We start from the raw sequence: 26988 nt of genomic DNA on the forward strand, positions 1-26988 counted from the left end.
TGCCTTGGTTTATTTTTTTTGAAGGAAATAACCATTAATCGACTTCAATAGCCACCTGTGTTTATTTTATTTTTTACCCCAATTAATGGGCTTAGCTTTCGGGTTCGGAACTTAAATCTAACCTTTCGGTTATTACTTGGTCAAGATGAAAACCAGTATGTTATATTATAAAACTTACAAGCATCCAACCAGTTCCGAATGGGTTGTATTTATTCATGGAGCAGGTGGTTCGTCCTCTATTTGGCATAAACAGATCCGGGAATTCAGACAAGAATTAAACCTTTTGCTGATAGACTTGAGAGGCCATGGAAAATCTGCAGGCTATATCAGAAACATTTGGAAGGAGGAATATACCTTTCCTGCTGTCACAAAAGATATCATTGAAGTTTTAGATCATCTAAAATTGCCTGCTGCCCATGTGATGGGCGTTTCTCTTGGGACGATTTTGGCAAGACAATTGGCCGAGATGGAACCTCAAAGAGTCAAATCATTGATCCTTGCAGGAGCGATAACAAGATTGAATTTTACTTCAAGGGTGCTTGTGATCCTTGGTGATGCTTTCAAAAGCGTGGTGCCATATATGTGGCTTTATAGTCTTTTTGCTTGGATTATCATGCCAAGAAGACACCATGCTGAATCAAGGAATCTCTTTATCAATGAAGCAAAAAGGCTATGTCAGAAGGAATTTATCCGTTGGTTTAAATTGACCAAGGATATAAACCCACTTCTCAAATTTTTCAAAGAAAGGGATCTCTCCATTCCTACTCTCTATGTGATGGGCGAGGAAGATATCATGTTTCTGGAAGCAGTAAAAAAAATTGTTAAAGAGCATAAACTTTCGATCCTCAATGTTGTCAAAGCATGTGGTCATGTAGTCAATGTCGAGCAGCCTGAAGTTTTTAACCAATTGTCCCTCCAGTTTATAAGAAATCAACAACCAGCCTTAAATGGATTTTCTGAATAAGTAGAATGAAAAAACAAACAAAAGCCGTTTTAATTATTGCCATAGTTCTCGTATTGGCAGTTATTTTTATTTATCCAAGGTGGGATCAGTTTATGGGTAGAACTGAAAAAACCGCAACCTCCGGACAGGCAGGTGGACCTCAGGGTTCCGGTCAGCCTATTCCCGTCAATGTAGTCGAAATCCGTCCCGAAAGATTGGAAAATAATCTTAGTGTAACAGGAACAATTATTCCAAATGAAAGTGTAAATCTTAGGTCTGAGATTTCCGGGCTTGTAAATAAAATTTCCTTTAATGAAGGTCAGTTTGTAAAGAAAGGCACTCCCCTTCTTTACCTCAATGACGACGAACTTAATGCCCAATTCCAAAGACTGGATTTTACCAGAAAGCTTTTCCAAAGTCAGGAAAACAGACAAAAGCAACTCTTAGCCAAGGAAGCCATCAGTCAGGAAGAGTACGATATCGTGCTCAACCAATTTAACACGAACCTTTCTGATATCAAATTGGTAGAAGCACAGTTGACCAAAACAGTCATCAGAGCTCCTTTTGATGGAGTTTTAGGATTAAGAATGATTTCCGAGGGTAGTGTTATCGGCTCTACGGATGTGATTGCCAATATTGTAAATATTGATCCGATCAAAATTGAATTTTCCATTCCTGAGAGATATGCCAACCAAGTGAAGGTCGGTTCCAAGATTATTTTTTCAAATGAATCCGAAGGAGTAGATGTTGAGGGAATAGTCTATGCTTTTGAGCCTACTATTGATACCGGGACCCGGACATTGAAGATCCGCGCACAAAGCCCTAACAGAGAAAGGAAATTTCTCCCGGGTATGTTTGTCAGGATAAAATATATTCTTGGTGTGGAAGAAAATGCACTGATGGTACCAGCTGAATCCGTCATACCGGAATTGGCAGGTTACAAGGTCTTTGTTGTTAATAAAGAAAGTACAATAGAAGAAAGAAAGGTGTCCATCGGAACCCGTACGGAGAGTTTTGTACAGATTGTCGATGGATTAAAAGAAGGGGAACTCGTTTTGAGCACTGGAGTCTTGCAAGTAAGAACAGGAATGCCTGTCACCTATACTAAAATCAATTAAGATATGGCCAGTTTATCAAGTATCAGTATCAGCAGACCTGTTCTTGCCATAGTGATGTCATTGACAATAATGCTATTTGGTATTATTGGAATTAGTTTTTTGGGCATAAGGGAGTTTCCAAGTGTGGACCCTCCGATTATCAACGTCCGGACGGCTTATGTTGGTGCCAATGCTGATGTCATTGAGGCCCAGATTACCGAGCCCTTGGAAGAGGCAATCAACGGTATTGCAGGTATCAAATCCCTTACTTCAACCAGTAATGACGGAACTAGCAATATTACTGTTGAATTTGATGTAGGAGCTGACCTTGAAGCAGCAGCCAATGATGTTAGGGATAAAGTTTCCGGTGCGCAGCGTAACCTTCCACCAGATGTAGAACCACCTGTAGTATCCAAGGCAGATTCAGATTCGCAGCCTATCGTTTTTTTAGGTGTTCAGAGCGAGACTAGAAACCTTTTGGATCTATCCGACATTGCTTCTAATATATTCAAAGAAAGGCTTCAGACCATTCCGGGAGTTAGTACAGTTCAGATTTGGGGAGAAAAAAGATATGCCATCAGGCTGAGGATGGATCCCTTGAAAATGGCTTCTTATGGGGTAACTCCCTTGGATGTGCTCAATAAAGTGCAAAGTGAAAACGTGGAATTGCCATCTGGAAGAATCGAAGGTGCTGCCATTGAGCTTTCTGTTAGGACCAAAAGTAGGTTGAGTACGCCACAGGAATTCAATGACCTGATTATAAAGGATGATCAAAACAATATTGTAAGGTTTCAGGATATCGGCGCAGCGGAAATGTCTGCATTGAATGAAAGGACAGTTCTCAAGAGAGATGGAATCCCAATGGTTGGGGTAGTTTTGGTTCCCTTACCTGGGTCTAATAATATCGAAATTGTAGATGAGTTTTATAAAAGGCTGGAGACGATCAAGAAAGACCTGCCTGCTGACATTCGAGTTGACATCGGATTTGATTCTACCACATTTATCAGAAGTTCTATTGCAGAAGTTCAGGAAACAATCTTTATCGCATTTATCCTCGTCGTTTCGATTATTTTCTTGTTTTTGAGAGATTGGAGGACAACTTTCATTCCTGTATTGACTATCCCAATATCCTTGATTGGGGTATTTTTTATCATGTATTTGATGGATTTCTCTATCAATGTCCTGACTCTTTTGGGTATAGTACTTTCCATCGGTTTGGTGGTGGATGATGCAATTGTTGTTTTGGAAAATATTTATTCCAGAATAGAAAAAGGAGAAAATCCGGATACAGCAGCAGCCAAAGGTTCAGAAGAAATTTTCTTCGCTGTCATTGCAACAACGGTTGCACTCGCGGCTGTATTTCTTCCGGTAATTTTCTTGACGGGTACCACAGGAAGGCTCTTCCGAGAGTTTGGTATTGTAGTAGCAGGGGCGGTAATCATTTCCTCCTTTGTGGCTTTGACGATGACTCCGATGTTGAGTTCTAAGTTATTGAAGAAAAGAGAAAAGCAGAATGCCTTTTATAATTGGACTGAGCCTTTCTTCGTTTGGTTGAACGACCTTTACGAAGGGGCACTGAATAATTTCATGAAGGTAAGATGGAGTGCATTTGCCATTATCTTCATCATGGGTTTTGGTATCTATTATTTTTTCAAAGTAATACCCACCGAACTTGCTCCTGTGGAGGATAGGGGAGAAATGAGGGTCAATATCTCGGGCCCTGAAGGTGCGACTTTTGGGTATATGGATAAAGTCCTCGATGAAATGACAGTTGATTTCATGAATCAGATTCCTCCTGAAGAAAGAGCCGGAATTACGACCGTAACATCTCCTGGATTTGGAACATCCAGTACCAATTCAGGTTTTCTGCGATTGATTTTGGTCGATGCGGCTGATAGGGAAAGAAGTCAAATGGAGATCTTTGGTCAGGTTTCCAATATGATTAAAAAATATACTGCCGTTAGGGCTTTCGTTACCCAACCCCAATCAATCGGCGATAGAAGAGGTGGTTTACCTGTTCAGTATGTGATTCAGGCACCTACCTTAGACAAACTGAAGGAAGTAATTCCGGCTTTTATGGAAAAGGCAGGACAGAGCCCAGTATTTAGTTTTTCGGATATCAACCTGAAATTTACCAAACCTGAAATTGAGGTAGAAATCAACAGAGAAAAAGCGAGAAATGTCGGTGTATCTGTACAGGAAATAGCCAGAACATTACAGCTCTCTTATTCGGGTCAAAGATTTGCTTACTTTATCATGAATGGAAAGCAATATCAAGTCGTCGGTGAAATGCAGCTCGCAGACAGAAATGAGCCCGTGAACTTAAGGATGCTGTATGTGAGGGCGGATAATGGACAGCTCATTCAGTTGGATAACTTGGTGACTATCAATGAAAAAAGTACACCACCGCAATTATACAGGTTCAACAGATTTGTGAGTGCCACGGTATCTGCAGGCCTAGCAGAAGGATATACCATTGGAGCGGGTTTGGATGAGATGGACAGGATTGCAGAAGAAGTTTTAGATGATTCTTACAGCACTGATGTTGCGGGACTATCCAAAGAATTCAGAGAGAGTTCTAACAGTTTGATCTTTGCTTTTCTATTTGCATTGGTATTGATCTATTTGGTGCTTTCTGCACAGTTTGAGAGCTTCTTGGATCCTCTTACCATCATGTTTACAGTGCCATTGGCATTGTTTGGTGCTTTGTTCTCTTTGTGGTTATTTGATTTTACCTTGAATATTTTCAGTCAGATCGGGATCATCATGCTCATAGGTTTGGTGACGAAAAATGGTATTTTGATTGTGGAGTTTGCCAATCAGCGAAAAGCCCAGGGTATGACCATTGATGAGTCAATCATTGGAGCCTCTGCTGCCCGTTTCAGGCCAATTTTGATGACAAGTTTGTCCACGATATTAGGTATCCTTCCTATTGCATTGGCTTTAGGGGCAGGTGCGGAAAGCAGGGTGCCTATGGGAGTTTCAGTTATAGGTGGTTTGGCATTTTCCACTATTCTGACATTGTTTATTATCCCCGCCATTTATACCTATTTAACATCCAAGAAAGGAAGATTAGCAAGAGTCTAATGAGAAAATCACTTTTAATATTAATGCTCAGTGTATGGGCGATGTCTTCTCTTTTTGCACAAGAAGGGGAAGAGCTAGATTTGGAAAAAGCAGTTCTGATCGGTTTGGAAAAGAACTACGGTATAAAGATCACAGCAAACAATGTGATTATTGCCGAAAGGGATATCAAGATAGGAGTAGGTAGTTTCTTCATGCCGGTAATTGACGCAAATGCCATCAGGACCTTCAGCAAGGAAGATGTGGAGCAGACTTTTGTTACCAATCCGGAAAATCCAAACAAAATAGACAATGCAAGATCTAATACTGAAAACTATTCCATAGTTGGTTTTTTTGGATTCAGGCCTGAGACTATTTTTACCCTCAAAAGACTTGGGGTGATGGCTGAGATGAGTGAACTCCAAGCAAAGATATTGGTTGAAAACACGGTCGCGGCAATTTCCAGCGCTTACTTCAGGATGGTGCTGGAATCCCAACGCTACAATGTGTTGCGAACAACCCTCGACCTCTCCCAGGCAAGGTTGGATATTGCCAAAGCAAGGTATGAATTGGGAGGTGCAGGTAGAAGTGATTTTCTAACGGCACAAGTCGATTACAATGCAGATCTTTCTTTGCTGACCAATCAGGAATTGGTTATTAAAAACGCTAAAATCAATATCAATGAGTTATTGGCTTTGCCTCCCACAACCAATTTTGCTATCAATGACACTATTGTCATAGATACTCACCTTGGTCTCGAGGAATTATTGGAAAATGCCAACACCAACAACAAACAATTTCTCTTGACCCAAAGACAGGAAAATGATGCTTATTTGGCGCTCAGGGAGACACAGGCCCTTAGGCTTCCCTCAGTCAACTTGAACGGCGCTTACAATAACAACACTTTTAAATCCGATGCGGGTTTCTTGTTAGAAAACCAACGTCAGGGGTTTAACTACGGGGCCAATGTGTCATTGAATCTATTCACAGGTTTTACGGTCAATAGAAGAATCCAAAATGCAAGGGTTCAAAAACTGAATGCTGAATATGCTTTATTGGATATGGAGATTTTAATGAATTCGGATATCCAACGTGCCTACAATACTTACCTTACAAATAAGGAACTTCTTGAGATCGAATTTGATAATTATAAAGTTGCCACTGAAAATGCAGACATAGCATTGGAAAGGTTCCGTTTGGGAATATCCGATTACCTTCAGTTCAGGGATGCACAGCTGAATTTATTGACTGCAGAAAATAGATTATTGACAGCTATATTTAATATCAAAGAAATGGAAATTGAGCTAATGAGGCTGTCAGGAAGAATTTTTTATCAAGAAGGGCAAGAAAATTTTCAGTTAACAATTGATTAAGTAAATTACCCTCAAGATATTGATAATCAATATAATATAATACCAACGAAAAATCATTGGTATTTTTTTATGCAAAAAAATGCATTTCATAACCCAAAAAATTTGGTATGTAAATTGCTTTGAACGACATTTGTATAAACCAAAGTCCTGCAAAGGTCACAAATGGAATGAAAAAGACAGGAATCAACATACTGTTTTTGATAGTATTTACACTTTTTGGGTTTCAATGCACCCCATTTGAAAGAACCGAAACAGAGGTAAATTTTTTGGAAAACCCAGTTCTGTTAGACTTGGATGATATTAAGAAGAGAGGTTACATCCGGGCTGTTGTAGATAATTCTTCCACCAGTTATTACATATATAGAGGAAGGAGAATGGGCTATGAATTTGAAATGCTAAAGACCTTGGCATCTTCTCTAGGTGTTAGACTCCATCTCATTGTCAAATCAGATATTGAAGAAGCTTATTCTCTTTTGAATAAAGGAAAAGCAGACATCATAGCGATGAATCTCGCAGTGAGTGAAGATAGGAAGAAGATTGGCACTTTTACTTCGCCAATTGGAACCATGGGTACTGTCCTGGTTCAAAAAAATGGGCCTACAAAAATTACAGATCCTTTTGAATTGAATGACAAAGTGGTCCATATTCAAAAAGATGCAATCTATAAATCCCAATTGAATTCACTGCAAAATAACCTAGGAATACACCTGTCTGTTTTGGAAGAAAAAAGCAACAGTGACTTTCTGGTGAGTAAGGTAAACAAGGGAGAAATAGAATATACAGTCGTGGATAAAGTTGCTGCGATAGTCAACGCCTCCTATTACGATAACCTTGACGTTCAACTTGAAATAAGTCCCAAGGCTGATGTTGCCTGGGTAGTAAGGAAAAACGCTCCTCAGCTTGAAAAGGAAGTCAACGATTGGATTCAGAAGAAAAATAAATCAGGTTACATCAAAACACTATATGCAAAGTATTTCCAAAATACTAAAAATAACTTTTATAGAGCCAACAGCTCATTTTCATCCTTGGGAGGAAATAAAATCTCCCAATATGATGACCTGATCAAAAAGGGAGCAGAAAATCTGGGTTGGGATTGGAGGATGTTGGCGTCATTGGTTTACAAGGAATCAGGTTTCGATACCACAGCGACCTCTTATGCTGGCGCCTCGGGACTGCTCCAGCTGATGCCGGTTACTTTGGAGCGTTTTGGTGTAACAAATCCTAACGATCCGATCGAAAGTATGATGGGAGGGGTCAACTACCTGAAATATTTGGATAAATTTTGGAAGGAAAAAATTCCTGAGACCAATGAAAGGATAAAATTTATTTTGGCATCCTATAATGTCGGCCATGGGCATGTGTTGGATGCTTGGAGGCTTACAATGAAATATGGTGATAATGAACAGAACTGGAATCATGTTGCCCAGTTTTTGAAACTCAAATCCGACCCGGTATTTTATAAAGATCCGGTTGTGAAAAGCGGTTATGCAAAAGGTCACGTTGCAGTATCCTATGTCGAAGATATCCTGACACTCTACGATTCGTATCGGGAGTTAATTGAGCCTTAACTTCCTGAGTACAACACAAAAACCACAGGAATTTTATGTAGGTCCAGCTGAATTTTTCTCCACTCTGAAACAGATTTAGTGAGAATCATTTCATCTGGACCTGTTATATTTTTACCAATACAAAGTTTGGTATTTGGATTTAGTGTACTCTTCAAATCCTCCATCAGGTGGTTATTGCGAAAAGGGGTCTCCATAAAAATCTGCGTCCTGTTATTTTTAAAAGACTCCGTTTCAAGGTTTTTGATGGCTTGAATACGGTCATTTTTTTCAATAGGTAAATACCCATGAAAGGCAAAAGACTGACCATTGAATCCTGAACCCATCAAAGCCAAAAATATGGAACTTGGTCCGGAAAGCGGGACAACCTTGATGCCTTTAGCATGGGCATAAGCCGCTGCTGCTGAACCTGGGTCGGCAATTCCCGGGCAACCTGCCTCTGACATGACACCTACATCCTGGCCCGAAAATATAGGCTTCATGATCCTTTCCAACTCTGCGCTTTTGGTGCTTTTATCCAAAATTTCAAATTGTAATTCCTCAATTTTCAATCCTAGTTTTAGGCTGCTGATATACCTTCTTGCGGTACGGACATTCTCTACCAAAAAGTAATTGAGGTTCTTTATGGTATCTTTAACTTGGGGGCTGATGACCTTGTCAGCAGTATTCTCTGCAAGGACAGTTGGGATCAAAAATAATTTGCCTATTTTCATATTTATTAAGTATTTATAAAATTAATGTTTCAACAAACTCTTGGATTTCAGGTTGGGAATTGGAGCTTTCATGAGAAGGATAGTTGATACTCTAATATTAAAACTAACCAACTTCCGAAGATATGAAATATGTACCCTTAGTATGCCTCATTATTGTACTCTTTTGTGCTCCAGCCTTTTCGCAGACTGAAGCAAAAATGATCGATGTAGAATTAGATTTTTTTGGTGGAAAACCTCAGTATAGTGTTTCGGGCAAAAAACTTTTGCACAAAGATTTAGAGGTGATCATGGAAAATTTTCCTGAACCTAAAATTTCTTTTGAGAAAGCAACAAAGAGAAAAAAAGTAGCAACTCCATTACTTGCTATAGGAGGAGCAGGAATGATAGCAAGCTTATTCCTTACGACAACCGATGCCGGACCTCCTGTTTTTTGGTCCTCCTTTGGTGTATTTATGGTTGGTGCGGGTTATTTTCAAGGATATCTTGTCAATCTTCAGAAGTCCGTCAATACCTATAATCAAAATCTATATAATTCTGGCAGGACACGAAGCAGTCTTGACATTAAAATCTCTCCTTCACAAACTGGATTTGTTTACAGTTTTTGAGAAAAGGTAAGGTCAGGAATTAACCAAAAGTCTATCTTTCGCTTGTCCCCTGTAGTATTGACCTGATTTTCCACTTTATTACAACAAAAATATGTACTCAAAGAATACTAGATATTTCCTGCTCAGTATAGTTTTTCTTTCCATTCAATTCACTCCGATTCATGCTCAAAACATCAAAGTCCTTGTCGGAGGAACCATGATTGATGGTTTTGGTGGACCACCTCTCCGCAACTCTGTTATCATTATCGAAAATGACAGAATTAAAGAAATAGGGCAAGTCGGAACATTGGCAATACCTTCCGGAGCAGAAATTATTTCTACAGAGGGAATGTCCGTACTTCCCGGTCTTTGGGACATGCACGTACACCTAATGCTCAACGGCCACAGTAATTATACACATTGGGACAGCACATACATCGGTGTTTTTGAATCAGTCATCATGCCTTCTTCAGCTCATCAACTTCTAATGGCAGGTGTAACTAGTGCACGTGAACTTGGCGCACCACTTGAAGCGAGTATCAATGTGAGAGACCGGATCAATAAAGGCGAAATTCCCGGTCCGACAGTTTATGTGTCGGGACCTTTTATCCAAAAAAAACCATATCCAAGAACAGAGGAATTCCGATGGGGGGTAAATGGGGTACAGGATGCACGAAACAAAGTCAAGATTTTGGTTGATGCAGGTGTGGATGTGATCAAACTGATCGATCAGGATGAAATGACTTTTGAGGAAGCCAAAGCGGTAGTAGACGAAGCCCATAAATATGGCAAACCCGTTGTCGGCCATTCACATCGGCCTGATGAAATCCGGATTGGATTAAAAATCGGGATTGATTGTTTTGAGCACACGGGACTTTCATCCGCTCCAGAATATCCCGCTGATATCATCGAAATGATCAAAGAACGTACAGCCAAAATGAATATGGGACCCTTGTTTTGGACTCCAACTGTGGAGGGTCTGTACAACTACGAATACATGCGAAATAATCCGGAGAAATTGGATGACCCATCTTGGCATCTGGATTTACCGGATTCTATCATCAGGGATATCAGGGCTTCGCTAAGGTACCCGGGAAGAATGCCATATTTCCAATTGACCCCTGTCCGAAAACCAACTTTGGAGAAAAAAATAAACCAACTCAAAGATGCGGGTGTGGTCTTGATGATCGGGACAGATTCAGGTATTCCCATGAAATTCCACAGCCAAAGTACTTGGAATGAATTGGATGTATGGGTCAATGAATTTGGTTTTGACCCAATGCTGACTATCAAAGCCGCTACTTATTGGCCGGCAGTATCTATGCGGGTTGAACAGGATTATGGCACTATAAGCGAAGGCAAATACGCTGATATCATCGCAGTCCGCGGAGATGTCTTGCGCTATATCAGCCTACTCCAAAACGTGGACATGGTGATCAAGCATGGGAAAAGAGTGAAATAAATAGTCATCTTTTGGCAAAAGGAACAGAAAAAATAGTTTGGTGATCCAGGTTCGGTGTAAAATAGCTGATCATAAACTCACCTGATGTTCCGTAAACCAATTTTCACACTTCTCACTGCTACTGCAAACTGTCAGCGCATACGGATCAATCCTCTTCCTTTAACCCTTCAAAATTATTCTTTCTCTCTTGACTCTCGTTTCTTGTTGTTTTTTTTGGCTTTACCGGTTTAGACTGCCCTAGGCCAAGACTGCCTTTCATGCCACTGAAAGTTGCTTTCCACCAATAGTTGAAAATGAATTTTTCTGTATCCCTTACTTCATAGATTTTCCCAATTATCGGCTTTCGGAGGTATCTTCGGGGGTTATTGGACCTGACAGCAAATGAATTCAATACAAATGTCAAAATAGCATCTCTACCTTTGGCTTTTTCCAATGTCATTTTATCCAACAGGAACAGGTGTAAATCTGAATACAAAAATGACATCTGGCCAACAGCCTTATCTTTGTCTGCTGAAAATGACCAATCGGCGCCATTAACTTTCCCCCTTTTTACATTTACAAAGGCATTTGGTCCTAGAATGGAATTAAGGGTGGACATCTCAAATGCACCAAGCTGAGCATTGATTCTCATCAAATAAGGATCCTCAAAAAACAAATGCCCTTGAAGATTGAGGTCTGCTTGGCCATTGAGTTTTGCGTTTACGATCAAAAATGCTTCTTCCAAAGGATAGGGTTCTCCTGATTTTGAAAGATAAAATGGATACAGTCCCGCATTCAGGTTGTTAAATGTCAATTCTCCCGGTATCATTCCATTTTCCGGAAACTCGGAGTAAGTAATTCTTGCATTTTCAATGATCAAAGTATCCAACCTTAAGTCAAGTCCGGCCTTTTGCATCAATTCCTGAGGCATGAACTTATGGACACTCTCCCCTATTGGAAGCCTCTTGTCTTTAAACAAACTGGCATCCAATCCATTGACTTTGAGTGACTTTGCTGACAACACATTTTCTTCCAAAAACTTATCCCAAGCCACCCCTTCAAGAACCAGCAATGGCACTTTGATGTGAGATATATCTACTTGTTTACCCACAATTTGACCATATTGATAGCGGCCAAATCTTGGCGAAAATTCTATGTCTTTGATCCTAATCTCTTCATTATTTAAGCTGAGTTGTCCTATGGTGACCTTATTGAGACTGTCTGCCAACAATATTTGATATTCAGGTATTGAAAAGGAATATTTTTGGTTAAGGAAATCAGCGGGATTAAATTGATCAATATTTAAAAGGTCAATTTTTGTCCCTAACAAGGAAAAATTTACGGCATTGAAATGACGTGCCTGTTTGGAACCACCTTTATCAAAAATGGAAAAATTTCCTTCCACAATTTCAAAATCGTCTACCAGAAAATATTCAAACATACTTTTACCCGGATCTTTCGCCTGTTTCTCATTTTTAGGGACTTTGACCTCATCGAGAAATACCTCCAAGTCAGGCCGATATAACCGCAGTTGTTTGATCCATAAGTCTTTGCTCGATTGTAGATCTGCGAGTGAATTGATTTTGATAAGGGCCGAAGGTATATGGCCGGAAAATACGGGAAAGCCAGGATTTCCTCCCAAATCGCCGGGTATCACCCTAAAGTTGTTTATGAGAACTCCGTCATACTTTGTGTCCAACTCCACTTTCGAAAAAGTTACCTGATGGACACTGTCATTCAGAGTCAGCCAAAATTCATCCAATTCCAATGTAATTCCATCAAACAAACCTGCGATTTCACCTTTCTGAATCGTTGCAGAATCCAACAACAACTTGAATACTTTAAGGTCGATCCCGGTGTTGATGAGTTCCCTTGGGGTTCCGTTTTCCTTAAAGGATAGGCTGAATTTCGCATCAATTGTCTCTATGGTGTCTATGGCGACAATGCTGATATTCTTAGGGAGGTTCATTTCCCTTGGAGCTCTTTTTATATCGGAAAGGTCTTCTTCTCCATTCCAATCATTGTCAATAAGCAACTCAACAGAAGAACCTACCAGCCCTACTTTCTCCAAGCTCAAAGTATTGTCAAATAAAAAGGCTTCCAAATCAACGCCTCGAAATGAAAGAATAGGGATATTGGCTGTTACCTTTGTCTTATCAGAAAAAGTCCTGCTTGGACTTAACTTGACATTCCTTGTGATTATCTCCTCCCTTGAAGTGTTGAAATTGATCCCATCAGCTTGGATGGTATATTTTCCACTTCCGATGTTAAAAACATAATTACTTAAATTTAAATCAAGCTCATCAGAATAAAATGTATTGATTTCATTGGAAGCTGTTGCCTCATTAATAAAAAATTTTTTCACGGATATGGTAACATTCTCTTCCGAAAAGCTCCGCGCTTTGTCTGTGATAAAATTCTGGTAGTTAAGTTTGGCATTTTTAATGTTTATAGAATCTACTTGAATTTCGGAAAAATAATTTGTCAACAATTCCAAAATTTCCCCTCTTTGTAAATCATTCGCAGAACCAACTTCATTTTTTGGTTTGTATCGGAAAAGATTGATGGTTGGGGAAGGGACCAAAATCTCATTCACTCTAAGAATACCATCAAAATATGCTTGGGGAATATCCACTCCTTTGGCGATAAACTTTGGAACATAAATATCCAATGTTGTCGTTTTATCATACCTGTTTAAGATTTGTTGGATTTGGTTCTGATTGAGCGGACGTATTGCAAATCCATCAATTTCAATTTGGAATTCTTTGGTATCCAAAAAAATCCGGTCGGCTTTGAATATATGAAGGTTGTCAGCAAGCTTTAAGGCATAATCTTCTATTTCCAGCTGTAGGTTTTCCGCCAAAAACACACCTTTCGAATCTGCATTCTCCGTCTTTTCGTCTAACTCAAAATTTTCAAGGATCAAGTTGATTTTCCCAAAGGAAAGGCTGTCCTGTCTGATCCTCACCCTATTGTCCAAAGTGAGGGAACCTTCCCTGATTTCAAATCTTTCCACATAAATCCCATTGAGAAATTCACTGTAAATCTTAATGAGATCCAACTTAGAATCTTTCTGTTCACGGCCGCCATGAATATTTCTGAGTAATATTTCCGGTTCATTGACGATGACTTCTTTCAGGTCAATGATCCCGAGGTTATATACTTTTTTGAGATTGACCTCTGTGATGACCAATCCCGGGACATTGATATCGAGGTGTGCTTTTTTGCCATCCATTTCAAGTCCTTCCAAAGGGAAAAGCGTAAAACCATCAATTTCAATCTTGTCGTCAAAAGATGAAAGCCTTACAAAATCACCTTTCATCAAGTGAATACTGTCATTGAGAGAAAATTCCACCTGATGAATTTCTACTGATGCATTGTTGGCATAAAAAAACTGGTCTTTCTTTTTGGATTCATCCGGCCCAACATAGAATTCCTCCATTTTAAAATCTATCCGATCGGTCTTGATCCTGTAGGTATCCCGGAAATTTGCCAGCCGTTTCCCAAATTTACCATCCACAATTTCAAAATCTTGGATCTGGATGGATTTCAAAATACCATCTATTAAACCATAAAGGTCAAATGGTTTTGATACTCTGTCCTTCTTCAATATTCCACCCGTATAGACACTAAACTCAGGGTTTTCGATTTTTAATTGACCCACCTCAACCTCAGTGGTATAGAAAACCCGATTGATGTCCGCATCTTTCAAAAAAAGATTCTCTAGATCTAATTGAAAATAAGTATTTGCTGATTTGCTGAAATCCGGAATGATTTGAAGTTCAACTGCATTAATGAAATGGTCAAGGGACGAAACATTGACTGTTTTGGCTTTGATAGTGTGGATACTGTCGGCCAACAGTACTTCAAAATTATCCAATCCGAAAGAAAAACCTTTGGCATTGAATGGGGTCTCCGGTACCCGAGGCTGCAAAAGTTGGATATCCTCCAATAATAACCTAGTATTCTCAGCTTTGATGGTTTTTTGGGCAATGAAATTTTTCAATAACAAATCAGCATCATCAATTTTTAGTTTATTGATCCTGATTTCTTTGACCCGAGTGCCTAAAAATGACTTTTTAATTTCCTCTTGGAGGATTAGTATCGGAGAAACAGCCGGTTTCGAAACTTCTGATGTATCTTTTTGTACTAATTTGAAATCGACTTCCGGACTTGAAAGCTCAATGTTCCCAATGATGAATTCTTTTTTGAAAAATCGATAATGAAGTCCGGTTATCGCAATTTCATCTACCGAGATCCGGTAATAGGGAATCTCGCCGAGGACCTCAAATTGATCTTCGACTGGGTTTAACTTTAATCCAGTGAATGTTATTCCTCTTTGAAAAAAGAGAATATGAAATTCTTTGAAATCTATTTCATATTTATTACAGGAGGCAATATTGACTTTCTCTTTTAGAAAATTGCGGAGCAAAAGATCAGATCCAAAATAAAAAAGAAGCTGAAGGGAAAATAAAAACAAAACGACAATACCAGCCAACCGGAAGTACTTCTTTCTTTTATTTGATTGCAATGCATTTTGGCTCTGATTTTCTTCCATACACTATAATCCGATAGTAAAAGTAACACAAAAGGATTGGAAAATCAGTAGACAGCTTTTTTGATTTGGAAAAATCCGTTCATGTTTCATTTGAAGAATCCTTTTTAACTCCCCACCATTCAAATGATTCCAAAATGAACCATAAGCCAATTTGGCAACTTGTAGAAGATTTACAAACCCTAGGATAATTGGCAAAGGCCAAAAAAATGAAACAAAACAAAAGAGACAATCAAATATTGGCTTACCAATTCCGATTGTCTCAATAATAAAATAACCCAAATATAAATTATTGCTGTAGGAGAAGGATTCGAACCTCCACGGAGAAGTTAGGCAACAAAAGAGCTCTTTGTGTGCTTTGTCCATTCCTGATAAGAACCAGGTACTCCACCCCCGAGACAGGAGGGCATGTCTGCCAGTTTCAACATCCTACAAGGAGTGTTTTTTCAAAGCCTTTTGCTTTGTGGTGGGTCAAAATTAACAAACCGAGTCATTTATTAAAATTTATTTAATTAAAAGTATATTTTTTTACACTTTATTTAATTTTACTTGATAAATATTAAATATAAGGAAATTCAACGTTAAATAAGGCTGCTTTATTGACAAATCTTTAATGAAAAAAAAGTAAAGTCCCGTTAGGTGCGAAAACCTCTTTGTATGGAGCAATTTTATTTGTGTAAATTTTTATTTGTTTTATCGGGGAATTGCCCAAATAGAATCTCTTCGAAACCAAAAAAAACCATAGGCCTTGAGTAGGGTGTATTGAAGCCAACAAAACAAAAGACCGAAAAGTATAAAATCAAAAAAGCTGTGAAACAAAATCTCACAGCTTTAGTCAATTAACAATAAACCCAAAATAACCAGATGTAGGAGAAGGATTCGAACCTCCGGGAAAAACCCCACCACTCTTTTAATCCTACAAAACAACCAGACTTTTTTCTAATTGATTACAACACAAAATTAACACCTTATCTGATTCTTTAATAATTGTATAAATATTTAGCTAAAAATTTACAGTATATTTATTTTACGACACATTTTTTATTTATTCTTAAATCTACAACGATTGCGGAAACCAGTTTTTTGAATACTTGACAATGGGTTTTGGGTTTCCAACCTACCAATTATTAAAATTTCATGTAATTACAAGGCACTTTTTTAATTTTTTTAATCATCTTCATTGACTTTAAACTTAATAACTCCAGATTTTGCTACCGAAATTGAGGTAAATCGTCTGGCTTGAAATCAAATTTTGTAAGGAAAAGGTAAATTAAGTCCCTCCAATACAGGACAATAGTGAAAACTTAGTCTTCATATTTGACATAATTCTCCCATTTTTCCAAAACAGCCGCAAAATCTGCCGGAAGCGGAGTTTCGAAATAAATCCTGTTTTTGGTTACAGGATGGATAAATCCCAAGGACATCGCATGCAAGGCCTGCCTTGGCATCAGATCAAAGCAATTTTGGATAAACATTTTGTATTTCGAAAACTGTGTCCCTTTTCGGATTTTATCTCCTCCATAAACTGCATCGTTGAACAAAGGATGTCCCAAGAACTTCATGTGGGCACGGATTTGATGGGTACGCCCGGTTTCCAGATTGCATTGCACCAAAGTCACATACCGCAACCTTTTGATAACTTTCCAATGTGTAACGGCATGTTTTCCCTGCGAACCATCGACAAAAGTATCCATCACTTTTCGGTCTTTGGCGCTCCTGCCAACATTGGCGATGATTGTTCCTTGGTCTTCCTCAGGTTCTCCCCATACCAAAGCCAAATAAGTCCTGTCAATGTCATGGTTAAAAAACTGCTTGGCAAGATCCGTCATCGCAGTCTCCGATTTTGCAATCACCAATAACCCTGAAGTGTCTTTATCAATTCTATGAACCAATCCAGGCCTACCCGAATTTCCGGGCATGGTGGGCAGTTGGTTGAAATGATAAACCAAGGCGTTGACCAAAGTTCCCGTCCAATTCCCATGGGCAGGATGTACCACCATCCCCGGAGACTTGTTGACAATCATCAGGTACTCATCTTCGAATACAATGTCCAAAGGAATGTCCTCCGGGACAACTTCGGTATCTCTTGGAGGTTTTTCCAAGAAAACCTTGATCTCATCTAATGGCTTGATCTTATAATTTGCCTTTGTTGGATTGCCATTGATCTGAACAAAACCTGCGTCTATCGCATTTTGAACCCTGTTTCGGGTGGCATTTGGCAACCTGTCAGTTAAAAATTTGTCCACCCTTGTTGGGGCCTGTCCCTTGTCAATCGTAAAACTGAAGTGCTCAAAGAGTTCTACATCCAACTCTTCCTCATCAAAATTATCCTGATCCATCATGTCTGCCATCCTGCAAAAATAAGGGCATTTGGTAAAGATTTGGTTATTTGCAGGAATATTGGAAAACATTGCTTCTCCCAAATCCCATATCAACCCAAGAAATCCAGCTCCCTCTTTTGGAGGAAAAAGGGATCAGCCTAGCTGTCAGGCGGTTGGACCAAGTCCATGACCTAGTCTCAGGAAATAAATTCTATAAGCTTAAATACAACATGGAAGAAGCTAAAAAGAAAGGTTTTTCCACCTTGTTGACTTTCGGAGGGGCATTTTCCAATCATATCCATGCCACAGCAGCAGCGGCGAGATTAGAAGGATTCAAGTCAATTGGAATCATCAGAGGTGAAGAAATAATTTCTTTGAACCCAACCCTATCTTTTGCAAAGTCGGAAGGTATGCAACTCGAATTCATCAGCCGGGAGGATTATAGAAAAAAGTCTTGCGATTCTTTTGTTGAAAAACTGAAAGAAAAATTTGGAGATTTTTATTTGATCCCCGAGGGGGGTACCAATGCCCTGGCGATAGCAGGAACAAAGGAAATTCTATCCGAAGTAGATTCATATTATTCCCATATCACCTGTTCTATCGGAACAGGGGGAACTTTTGCAGGTTTGGCGGAAAGCATACATTCCGACCAAAATTTACTGGGATTTTCTTCTTTGAAAGGGGATTTTATTCATTCGGAAATCAATAACCTACTTCTTGAAAACCAGATCTATCCAAAAGGAAAATACAGTATTTTTGACAATTACCACTTTGGAGGATATGGAAAATCGGATTCTAAACTGTTTGATTTTATGCAATGGTTTTATGCACAGACCCAAATTCCTTTGGATCCGATCTATACCGGAAAGATGATGTTTGGGATATTTGATCTGGTCAGAAAGGATTTTTTCCAGAAAGGCTCTTCCATTTTAGCCATCCATTCAGGCGGTTTACAAGGGATAGCAGGATTCAACCAACGGATGGGGACGAAATTGCCTGTATGATTACTTGGTGGTAAAAAAGTCTTCTTTTTCCTGCGGAATGATTTGGATGACATTTGCCAAAACTAGCCTAACCAGTGTTTTTGATGCTAAAAAACGGGGTAATTTGGCCAAAAACTGAAACTCCTTCAAAGTGATTTTGCCATTTTCTTCAAGGGATTTCATCAGGATATTCTCCTTTTCCCCATAAGTGAAAACCATATCTTTCGGGTTTTTCCCTCTTTTTAACACTTCCCACATTTCCTTGCTTGCTTGGATACTGCGATCCTTGACGCGGACAAACGCTTTTCTCTTATCCTCCTCCATCAAAAAATGTGGCCGCTCGGGAGATTTTGGAATGGTAAATACTGCAACTCCTTTTTTCGGGGTGAGTTTGATGACTTCAACCTGATATTCCAACTTGGGCTGAATATGCTGACCGATGGCTTTTTGCATCACAAAAACTTCCTCTTCGATAAACCGCTGTCCACTGACCGTCCCGTCATCATCCACCCCGATCAACAAAAATCCTCCTTCGGTATTGGCCAAAGCGATGATCTCCCTGACGATTTTTTCAGGATAAGCCGCTTTCTTCTTGAACTCGATCTTCAAGCCTTCCCCTTGCTGGGCGATTTTATGGATTTCTTGAAGAGTCATTTGGAAGTACGAGGTTTGAAGTTGGTAGTACGAAGTGGATAAGTTGTAATTGTTGTAGTGGTTGTAATGGTTGTGGTGATTGTAGGGGTTGTAATGGTTGTAGTGGTTGTAATTGTTGTCAGCTTCGCGTTGTCTGGTTGTCAAGTTTCTGTCAGGTTGCCCCAATCTTGGTACTTGTTACATTATACTTGGTTCTAAAAACGGTCTCTTGGTTCCTGAGCATAGTCGAAGGGTTCGGTCCCTTAGCATGGTCGCAGGGCTCCCCTCAAACCCCTCTTTTCAAATCTTCCAACCTGTTTTTCATTCCCTGCCATTCGTCTCTCAGTCGGGCAGCCTCCATAAAGTTGAGTTCTTTGGCTGCCTTTTCCATTTGCTTTTGAGTTTGAATGATGAGCTTTTCCAATTTGTCCTTGCTGAGATACTGCACTAGCGGATCGGCTGCGATCAAGGATGGAGAATCGATGGAATCCTCGTACAATTTGGCTTTTCGCTTGTTGTCTGCAACCGTGGTCTGACCCATGATTTTTTCTTTGGATTTTTTGATCGTCGTGGGGATAATTCCATGCTCAAGGTTGTAAGCAATCTGAAGACTTCTTCTCCTTTTGGTCTCATCGATGGCAAGCTGCATGGAGGCAGTCACTTTGTCTGCATACATGATTACTTTTCCGTTTTCATTCCTTGCTGCCCTGCCTATCGTCTGCACCAAACTTCTTTCATTTCTTAGAAATCCCTCTTTGTCCGCATCCAAAATCGCCACCAAAGACACCTCGGGCAAATCAAGTCCTTCTCTTAGCAAGTTCACCCCAACCAACACATCAAATACCCCAAGTCGCAATTCCCTCAAAATCTCCACCCTGTCCAATGGTTTAACCTCTGAGTGGATATAGCGGCTATTTACGCCTGCCCTTTCGAGGAATTTTTGCAGTTCTTCGGCCATTCTTTTGGTCAACGTCGTAACCAACACCCGATCTCCTGCTTTGATGCGTTCATCTATTTCTTCCAACAAATCATCGATCTGATTGGCACTTGGCTTCACTTCGATGATCGGATCCAGCAAACCTGTCGGCCTGATAATCTGCTCCACCACGATTCCTTCTGTTTTGTTCAGTTCATAATCTGCCGGCGTTGCACTGACATATATCGCTTGGTTGATTAGCCCCTCAAATTCATCAAAATTCAAAGGTCGGTTGTCTAAAGCAGAAGGAAGGCGGAATCCATAATCCACTAGATTGATTTTTCGGGAACGGTCACCACCCCACATCCCCCTGACCTGAGGCAAAGTGACGTGGCTTTCATCGACCACCAACAAAAAATCATCAGGAAAATAATCGAGAAGGCAGAATGGCCTTGTCCCGGGTTTCCGCCTGTCAAAGTACCTGGAGTAGTTTTCCACTCCTGAGCAATAACCCAATTCGCGGATCATCTCCAAATCAAATTCCGTTCTTTCCTTCAGCCGCTTCGCCTCGATCAACCTCATATCACGCTCAAAAAACGCTACTTGGGCCATCATATCGTCTTGGATTTCGTGGATGGCAGTGTCTATAACATCCCTTCCTGTGACAAAAAGATTGGCCGGGAATATGGAAATGATTTTTTCATCTGATAATTTCTTCCCGGTGGCAGGATCGATTCTTTGAATGGCTTCAATCTCGTCTCCCCAAAAGAAAATCCTGTAGGCAAAATCAGCGTAGGCGACAAAAATATCCACTGTGTCTCCTTTTACCCGGAAGTTGCCATGGCTGAGATCATGGTTGACTCGGCTGTAAAGAATATCGACCAATTTGAAAAGCAACTGATTCCTTGGAATCCGGTCGCCTTCCTGCAGGCGGATGACGTTTTTCCCGAATTCCTCTGGATTTCCGATACCATAAATACAGGAAACTGAAGCGACAACGATGACATCCCTTCTACCGGACAACAAGGACGAGGTCGAACTCAACCTTAATTTTTCTATCTCTTCATTGATCGAAAGGTCCTTTTCGATGTAAGTCCCACTTGTCGGGATAAAGGCCTCGGGCTGGTAGTAATCATAGTAGGAAATAAAATATTCTACCGCATTTTCAGGAAAAAACTGCTTGAACTCGCCATAAAGCTGGGCGGCCAAAGTCTTGTTGTGGCTCAGGACCAAAGTTGGTTTCTGAACGTGCTGGATGACATTGGCAACAGTAAAAGTCTTCCCGGAACCTGTCACCCCGAGCAAAACCTGGGATTGCTCACCGGCATTGACGCCTTCTGTCAGCAGTTTGATCGCCTGGGGTTGGTCGCCTGTAGGTTTGTACTCCGAAACTAATTTGAATTCCATTTGATCTCAATTGAAAGACGATAACAAGTTTCAGGTGGCAAATAGTTTTGATTCCCGAAATATTATCCTTTCAGAATCGGCTTGAATTTGTCCAAGTTATAATATAAGAAATTGGTTCGCAGAATCAGAACCAACAGCAAAGGCACAATGCTCGGGTGAAATGATTGCCATCCAAAGATCCAAAACACCAAACCCACATTTGCCGAAATCAGTGCGAACAGCAGGTATTTCTTCACCCAAACAGGAATGGATTTTCTCAAAAGCATGATGGCTAAAATCAAATGTCCGGGAAATGCCCAAAGGATATTCCAGTTGTATTTGGTCTGGGAATGGAAAGTGAAAAGCCAAAGCATGGTAATCAGCAATCCCAACAAACCCAAAACAGTAAAGAACCCAATATCAAATCCGATGAAAAGCCGTTTCCTTTTGAAGCCAAAATAGGTCAAGGCCATCACGAGAATTGCAAAAACCCACCAAAGGATGTATGGGTTGAACAAGTCCATTTGGGATTGCCTATCAGGAAACTCTAAGATCACCTTGTTTTCTTTGACCAATGGCCGTGTAGGGCCATCGCCAACGATCATTGCTCTGCCAAACGCAGCTTCCATATAATCCGGCAAAAATTGCTTTTCCCTTTCCGAAGCATTGACATCGATAACCGAACCCAAGGCCAGGTCAATCCCAAAATCCGCCCAAGGCAAGGGATAAACGTATTCATCAATCAGATTTCTGAAGGTTTTGATCTCAGGATTTTGCTCTTCATTCCAGTCAAGCTGTTTCCCCAGAACCTTGTCAAACCCATCCCGGATTCTCGTGGCACAATTGTCATAGAAGAAATCATAGCGGTAAAACCTGTTTTGGGGCTGGTAATTGATCCGGAGAAATTCGACAAGCCTTTCAATCTGTTCGGGGCTAAGGTCCAAAACCTGCTCCCGGACATCCCTTTCATGATAATTATATTCTTCTATAAACCGCTCATAGGTAGACACGCTGAGCATGTAATCCAATGTCCTTTGGGTGAATTTGACATAAAAATAGGGCGTGTTGAAATCAAAAGTCCCATAGTTGAATACCAGATCCTGACCGGATTGCCGGTCCAAAACCCGGATGGCACTGTGCCCAAAAGCGGAGTAAAGCTGGTCTCCCGGATCACAGGTCAACAGGCTGATTTGGTAATCTTGCGCTGACGCAAAAAAAATAGTCGAATAAATAAACGAATAAGTAAGCAAGAATTTTTTCAATTGAACAAGCATAAAACTAAATTTCATGGATAGGTCAAAACTTTTTCAAATATGGCTTTTTACAAACGTTATTCCGTCTTTGCCTTTTTAAATTCTCCACGAATTTATGGGAATAATCTTGTAATCTGTTTTTTCATGTTCGTAAATCCTATCATCGCACAGGGACAAATCGTCCACGAACTCAATGATTACAAAAGTATAGCTTCCGGAGATTACAACAATCCTGCGGTTTGGGAGATTTGGGATGGGATCGTTTGGGTTGCGGCTAGTGTCAAACCTGAAAGGACCAATAATATTTTCATTGATCAGGGACATGAAATGAGGTTGATAGGAAATGAAGAAGCAAAAAATGTTTATTTATATAGCGCAACGGGAACATCAAGAAAATTGAATTTACAAAGTTTTGAGCTTCTAGTTTACGGCGCATTAAGAGCGATTGGACCATTAGGTCCTGACTTTATAATAAATGGAAGTGCAAGTTTATTGACAGATTGGATTTATCCTGTTTCGGGAAAGATTGTATTTAAAGGTACCTCAAGAACAGTTGTAGACAGGGCTTCATGGAGTGCTCAAAATCGAAATAGCAAATTCACTGTGGTTTTTAATCCAGAACCTGGAGAAATGTTAACAGTGAATTCAGCCTTCAAGGCGAACATTTTTATCATACAAACAGGTACAGTATTCCAAACAGTCAATACTGTGGGTATTCCAGCATGTTCAACATTTTCTTTCAATGACCAGGTTATTTTTAATGGAACTGGTCCATATGGAAATTTGATCATTGAACCTGGAGCGACACTTATTTCGGAATGCTTTAATTCAAATGGTCAAATAATTAGAAGAACAGATGGAATCCCAGCCGCCCTTTTCCACTTAAAACCCGGAGCAAATTTTGTCCTTTTGGCAAATGATCCTACAATGGATGTCGCAGAATTCCGCTTTGAGGGAAATGTATATTACCGCTCCAATTCGGGAAACCAACGTCTGGTCAGGACAACTTTTGCCACTTCAGGAAATCCCAAAACCTACAACAACATCCTATTCGAAAATGCCTCCAACAAGTTATTGACTGACTCCTTGTTTCTCAACGGAGACTTTGCAAGACTGACAGGCGGAAATATCGTAGAAGCGCCTACTTTCCTGAGGTTTCAAGGAACAGGGATACAACAGGTGTTCGGTTTTGATATTGACCTAAGGCAATTGGAAGTCAATAAGCCATTGGGCAGTTTGGTTTTTTCTTCGGACGTGAGGGCAAAAACCAACTTTATCATGAAAAACGGTCAGGTCGATTTCACCGGATTTGACTTGTATGTGAATACTGCAGGAGGTGGAACTTTATCTTATGAAGGTGGAAAATGGATCAACCTGAATCAGTTAATTTACAACCAAATCCCGGCAACGCTGACCGCAGCCAATGCCACTTTCCCTTTTGAAGATTTATATCAAGGTGGGATCAGAAAAGTGCAGCTTTTGGGCAATTCTCCGGGAGGCAATATTTCAGTCCGCTTTATAGAAATTCCCGGCAGTAACAATGACCCGATGTATGATGATTTGGATGGAACCCCGATACTCTATCAACTGAACAGCTATTTTGAATTTTCGGGAATGAGTCCAAGCACAAGTCCTATAGAAATGAGAATATCGGCTGAAAATCTCGTGGTGGACGATGTGGACGACCTGAGAATCACCGGAAATGGAAGTGCCGCCTCGGGTACTCATTTGCCGGGATTGGATCCAACATTGCTTTGGGCAAGAAGGGAATTGGAATACGGTCAAATCAATGGAAATAATTTTACTGTTGGCAGTTTCAGGTTGCTTTCTGTGTTGCCTGTGACTTGGCTGGATGTTTCCGCAAAATGGAATCGGGAAAACATTGAAATCTTATGGTCAACTGCCAAAGAGTTGGACAATCAGAAGTTTTTGGTTCATCGCTCATTGGATGGGATTGACAACTTTGAAATTATCGCAGAAGTTGCCTCCAAAGGAAATAGCGATCAAATTCAGGAATATCGGTTTTCCTACAGTGAAAAATTAAGAGGAAGTGATGCCTATTTTCAAATTGAGCAAAGAGATATTGCCGGAAAAAATTCTTTCAGCGAAGTATTCAAGTTAAAAGGAAATCCAAAAATGGATACGCCACAGAAAGCCTCCATTTGGCCAAATCCCTATGAAAATGGCGCTATCCATGTTGAATTGCCACAGGATATAAATCCCGATCAAATCTCAATCTCCGTTTCAGACATGAAAGGCCAATCCTTCTTTATCGGTAAAAATCCCGGACTTCGTTTGGAGGAGTTTCTTGGCAAACTCAGGCCAGGTGTTTATCTCATTGAGTTGAGTTCCGAGGACGGAAAATGGGTTTTGAAGCTGCTGAAAAAATAAATCCTGATAATTTGCCTTTTGTATAATTATGGAGTGCTTCAAAAGCACCTATTTGGATTAATTTTTTACCTTGTTGGTCAAACCCAACCGAAACCTATGACCATTTTATTTGTTTTCGTCAGCATCTTGGTTCTGATCTTACTGATCACCTGGCTGAAGCTGAATCCATTTTTAGCTTTTTTGATTTCCTCCATCTTAGCAGGTTTTTTATTGGGGATTCCACCTGAACAAATCGCAGGTTCCATCCAAAAAGGGATCGGTGGATTGCTCGGAGACTTGGTCATCGTCATCGTGATGGGTGCCATGTTGGGCAAATTGGTAGCTGAAAGTGGTGCAGCCCAAAGAATCGCCGACACACTGATGTCCATTTTTGGGGTAAAAAACGTGACTTGGGCCATGATGGTCACCGGTTTGGTTGTTGGGATTCCTTTATTCTACAATGTCGGTTTTGTATTGCTCGTACCTTTGGTCTTTTCAGTTTCCTATAGGTACAAACTTCCCGCGGTTTATGTTGGCATTCCGATGTTGGCAGCACTTTCGGTAACCCATGGATTTTTACCACCTCATCCCTCCCCGGCTGCATTGGTTGCTCAGTTTGGGGCCAATATGGGGCTTACGTTGGCTTATGGGTTGATCGTGGTTATTCCCACGATCATCATCGCCGGCCCACTTTTCGCTAAGTTTTTGAAGGGAATTGATTCAAAACCTTTACAAACCTTTCAGGCCAAACAAAGAGAAGAAGCGGATCTACCCGGTACTTTCAATAGTTTCTTTTCTGCGCTTTTTCCTGTTTTCTTGTTGGTAGGCACTACGGTTGTCAGCCTGCAGATGTCACCTGACCACGTTCTTTTCCCTTATTTCAAATTCGTGGGCGATCCGGGTATGGTGATGTTACTCTCCTTGTTGATTGCAACATTCACTTTGGGAGTCAATATGAAATTCAAAATCCCTCAATTGATGGATATCTATGTGGTGGCAGCCAAGGATGTCGCGATGATATTGTTGATCATTGCAGGTGCGGGAGCTTTGAAGCAGGTTTTGATGGACTCGGGAGTCAGTCAGACTATCGCAGATTCATTACAGGGATGGGATGTGCATCCGCTGATTTTGGCTTGGTCGATCACTGCCATCATCCGGGTTTGCGTAGGTTCGGCGACTGTTGCAGGACTGACGACCGCAGGCATCATAGCACCTATGGTCGGTGGCGGAAATGTTGACCCAAATTTGTTGGTATTGGCGATCGGAGCCGGGAGTTTGATGTTTTCCCATTTCAATGATGCTGGATTTTGGCTTTATAAGGAATACTTTAATGTTAGCGTCAAAGACACCATCAAATCCTGGTCTGTGATGGAAACCATCGTGGCTGTTGTCGGATTGGGAGGGGTGTTGATTTTGGATGTTTTTATTTGAAATGATATAAATGGATATATTCTTCGTGAAATACGTTGATATATGCTTTGCGATATAGAGTTGATATATGCTGCGCGATATTCGAAAATGATATTAATGGATATTGGCTTTGCGATATTTAGTTGATATAAAGTGGATATATGCTGCGCGATATATGGTTGATATAAATGGATATAGGTCCTGAATCAAATGCTATTTGAAGATTTTGGCTTATGAAAATTTCAGTTCATAAAACTTTAGATTCGAAAAAAAGATAGATCGGAATCAAACATCAATTCTGGACCCTATTTCAATTTATTTCTACCTTATTTCAACTTTATTTCAATAATTATCCACTTATGATTTCAACAGATGATTGATT

At 40.2% G+C, this 26988-nt stretch carries 16 protein-coding genes; 10 read left to right on the forward strand and 6 right to left on the reverse strand.

Annotated elements, in window-relative coordinates; all coding sequences use genetic code 11:
- The first annotated feature begins 157 nt into the window (after positions 1–157).
- From M3O96_RS08945 to M3O96_RS08965, 5 genes are all read left to right on the forward strand, one after another.
- Positions 158–964 (forward strand): alpha/beta fold hydrolase, encoded by an 807-nt coding sequence (locus tag M3O96_RS08945; RefSeq protein ID WP_249720000.1) that lies wholly within the window; start codon positions 158–160, stop codon positions 962–964.
- A gap of 5 nt (positions 965–969) precedes the next feature.
- Complete coding sequence (locus tag M3O96_RS08950) at positions 970–2061, forward strand: efflux RND transporter periplasmic adaptor subunit (RefSeq protein WP_249720001.1); 1092 nt, start codon at positions 970–972, stop codon at positions 2059–2061.
- Positions 2062–2064: 3 nt separating this feature from the next.
- Positions 2065–5127: an efflux RND transporter permease subunit gene (locus M3O96_RS08955; protein ID WP_249720002.1), complete on the forward strand. Its 3063-nt coding sequence runs from the start codon at positions 2065–2067 to the stop codon at positions 5125–5127.
- Positions 5127–6476 (forward strand): TolC family protein, encoded by a 1350-nt coding sequence (locus tag M3O96_RS08960; protein ID WP_249720003.1) that lies wholly within the window; start codon positions 5127–5129, stop codon positions 6474–6476. Before M3O96_RS08955 ends, M3O96_RS08960 begins: the two co-directional genes overlap by 1 nt.
- 167 nt (positions 6477–6643) lie before the next feature.
- A complete protein-coding gene (locus tag M3O96_RS08965; RefSeq protein WP_249720004.1) occupies positions 6644–8044 on the forward strand; it encodes an MltF family protein in 1401 nt (466 codons plus the stop codon).
- Here the strand turns inward: M3O96_RS08965 and M3O96_RS08970 are convergent.
- Positions 8041–8754: an SAM-dependent methyltransferase gene (locus tag M3O96_RS08970; protein ID WP_249720005.1), complete on the reverse strand. Its 714-nt coding sequence runs from the start codon at positions 8752–8754 to the stop codon at positions 8041–8043. The genes M3O96_RS08965 and M3O96_RS08970 overlap by 4 nt on opposite strands.
- Before the next feature lie 122 nt (positions 8755–8876).
- Between M3O96_RS08970 and M3O96_RS08975 the strand changes: the two genes are divergently transcribed.
- Together M3O96_RS08975 and M3O96_RS08980 are read left to right on the forward strand one after the other, a co-directional pair.
- Positions 8877–9359, forward strand: a complete 483-nt coding sequence (locus tag M3O96_RS08975; RefSeq protein WP_249720006.1) for a hypothetical protein — start codon at positions 8877–8879, stop codon at positions 9357–9359.
- A 91-nt stretch (positions 9360–9450) separates the two neighbouring features.
- Positions 9451–10800, forward strand: coding sequence for an amidohydrolase family protein (locus M3O96_RS08980; RefSeq protein ID WP_249720007.1), 1350 nt, complete (start codon positions 9451–9453; stop codon positions 10798–10800).
- A 145-nt stretch (positions 10801–10945) separates the two neighbouring features.
- Here M3O96_RS08980 and M3O96_RS08985 read toward each other — a convergent pair whose 3' ends face one another.
- Entirely contained in the window at positions 10946–15337 is a 4392-nt protein-coding gene (locus M3O96_RS08985; protein ID WP_249720008.1) for a hypothetical protein, read from the reverse strand.
- A 1301-nt stretch (positions 15338–16638) separates the two neighbouring features.
- A complete protein-coding gene (locus M3O96_RS08990) occupies positions 16639–17685 on the reverse strand; it encodes an RluA family pseudouridine synthase (protein ID WP_249720053.1) in 1047 nt (348 codons plus the stop codon).
- A gap of 59 nt (positions 17686–17744) precedes the next feature.
- Here M3O96_RS08990 and M3O96_RS08995 point away from each other — a divergent pair, with 59 nt between their 5' ends.
- Positions 17745–18659 (forward strand): 1-aminocyclopropane-1-carboxylate deaminase/D-cysteine desulfhydrase, encoded by a 915-nt coding sequence (locus M3O96_RS08995; RefSeq protein WP_249720009.1) that lies wholly within the window; start codon positions 17745–17747, stop codon positions 18657–18659.
- On the opposite strand, the gene M3O96_RS09000 is transcribed toward M3O96_RS08995, so the two are convergent.
- From M3O96_RS09000 to M3O96_RS09010, 3 genes are all read right to left on the reverse strand, one after another.
- A complete protein-coding gene (locus M3O96_RS09000) occupies positions 18660–19292 on the reverse strand; it encodes an AlbA family DNA-binding domain-containing protein (protein ID WP_249720054.1) in 633 nt (210 codons plus the stop codon). It abuts the gene before it with no gap.
- Positions 19293–19557: 265 nt separating this feature from the next.
- Positions 19558–21594, reverse strand: a complete 2037-nt coding sequence (gene uvrB / locus M3O96_RS09005) for an excinuclease ABC subunit UvrB (protein WP_249720010.1) — start codon at positions 21592–21594, stop codon at positions 19558–19560.
- A 62-nt stretch (positions 21595–21656) separates the two neighbouring features.
- Positions 21657–22847: an Lnb N-terminal periplasmic domain-containing protein gene (locus M3O96_RS09010; protein ID WP_249720011.1), complete on the reverse strand. Its 1191-nt coding sequence runs from the start codon at positions 22845–22847 to the stop codon at positions 21657–21659.
- A 123-nt stretch (positions 22848–22970) separates the two neighbouring features.
- Between M3O96_RS09010 and M3O96_RS09015 the strand changes: the two genes are divergently transcribed.
- Positions 22971–25217, forward strand: a complete 2247-nt coding sequence (locus M3O96_RS09015; protein WP_249720012.1) for a T9SS type A sorting domain-containing protein — start codon at positions 22971–22973, stop codon at positions 25215–25217.
- A 96-nt stretch (positions 25218–25313) separates the two neighbouring features.
- Positions 25314–26627, forward strand: a complete 1314-nt coding sequence (locus M3O96_RS09020; RefSeq protein WP_249720013.1) for a gluconate:H+ symporter — start codon at positions 25314–25316, stop codon at positions 26625–26627.
- Positions 26628–26988 lie beyond the last annotated feature (361 nt).

The sequence above is a fragment of the Aquiflexum sp. TKW24L genome, from assembly GCF_023502205.1.
GTDB lineage: Bacteria > Bacteroidota > Bacteroidia > Cytophagales > Cyclobacteriaceae > Cognataquiflexum.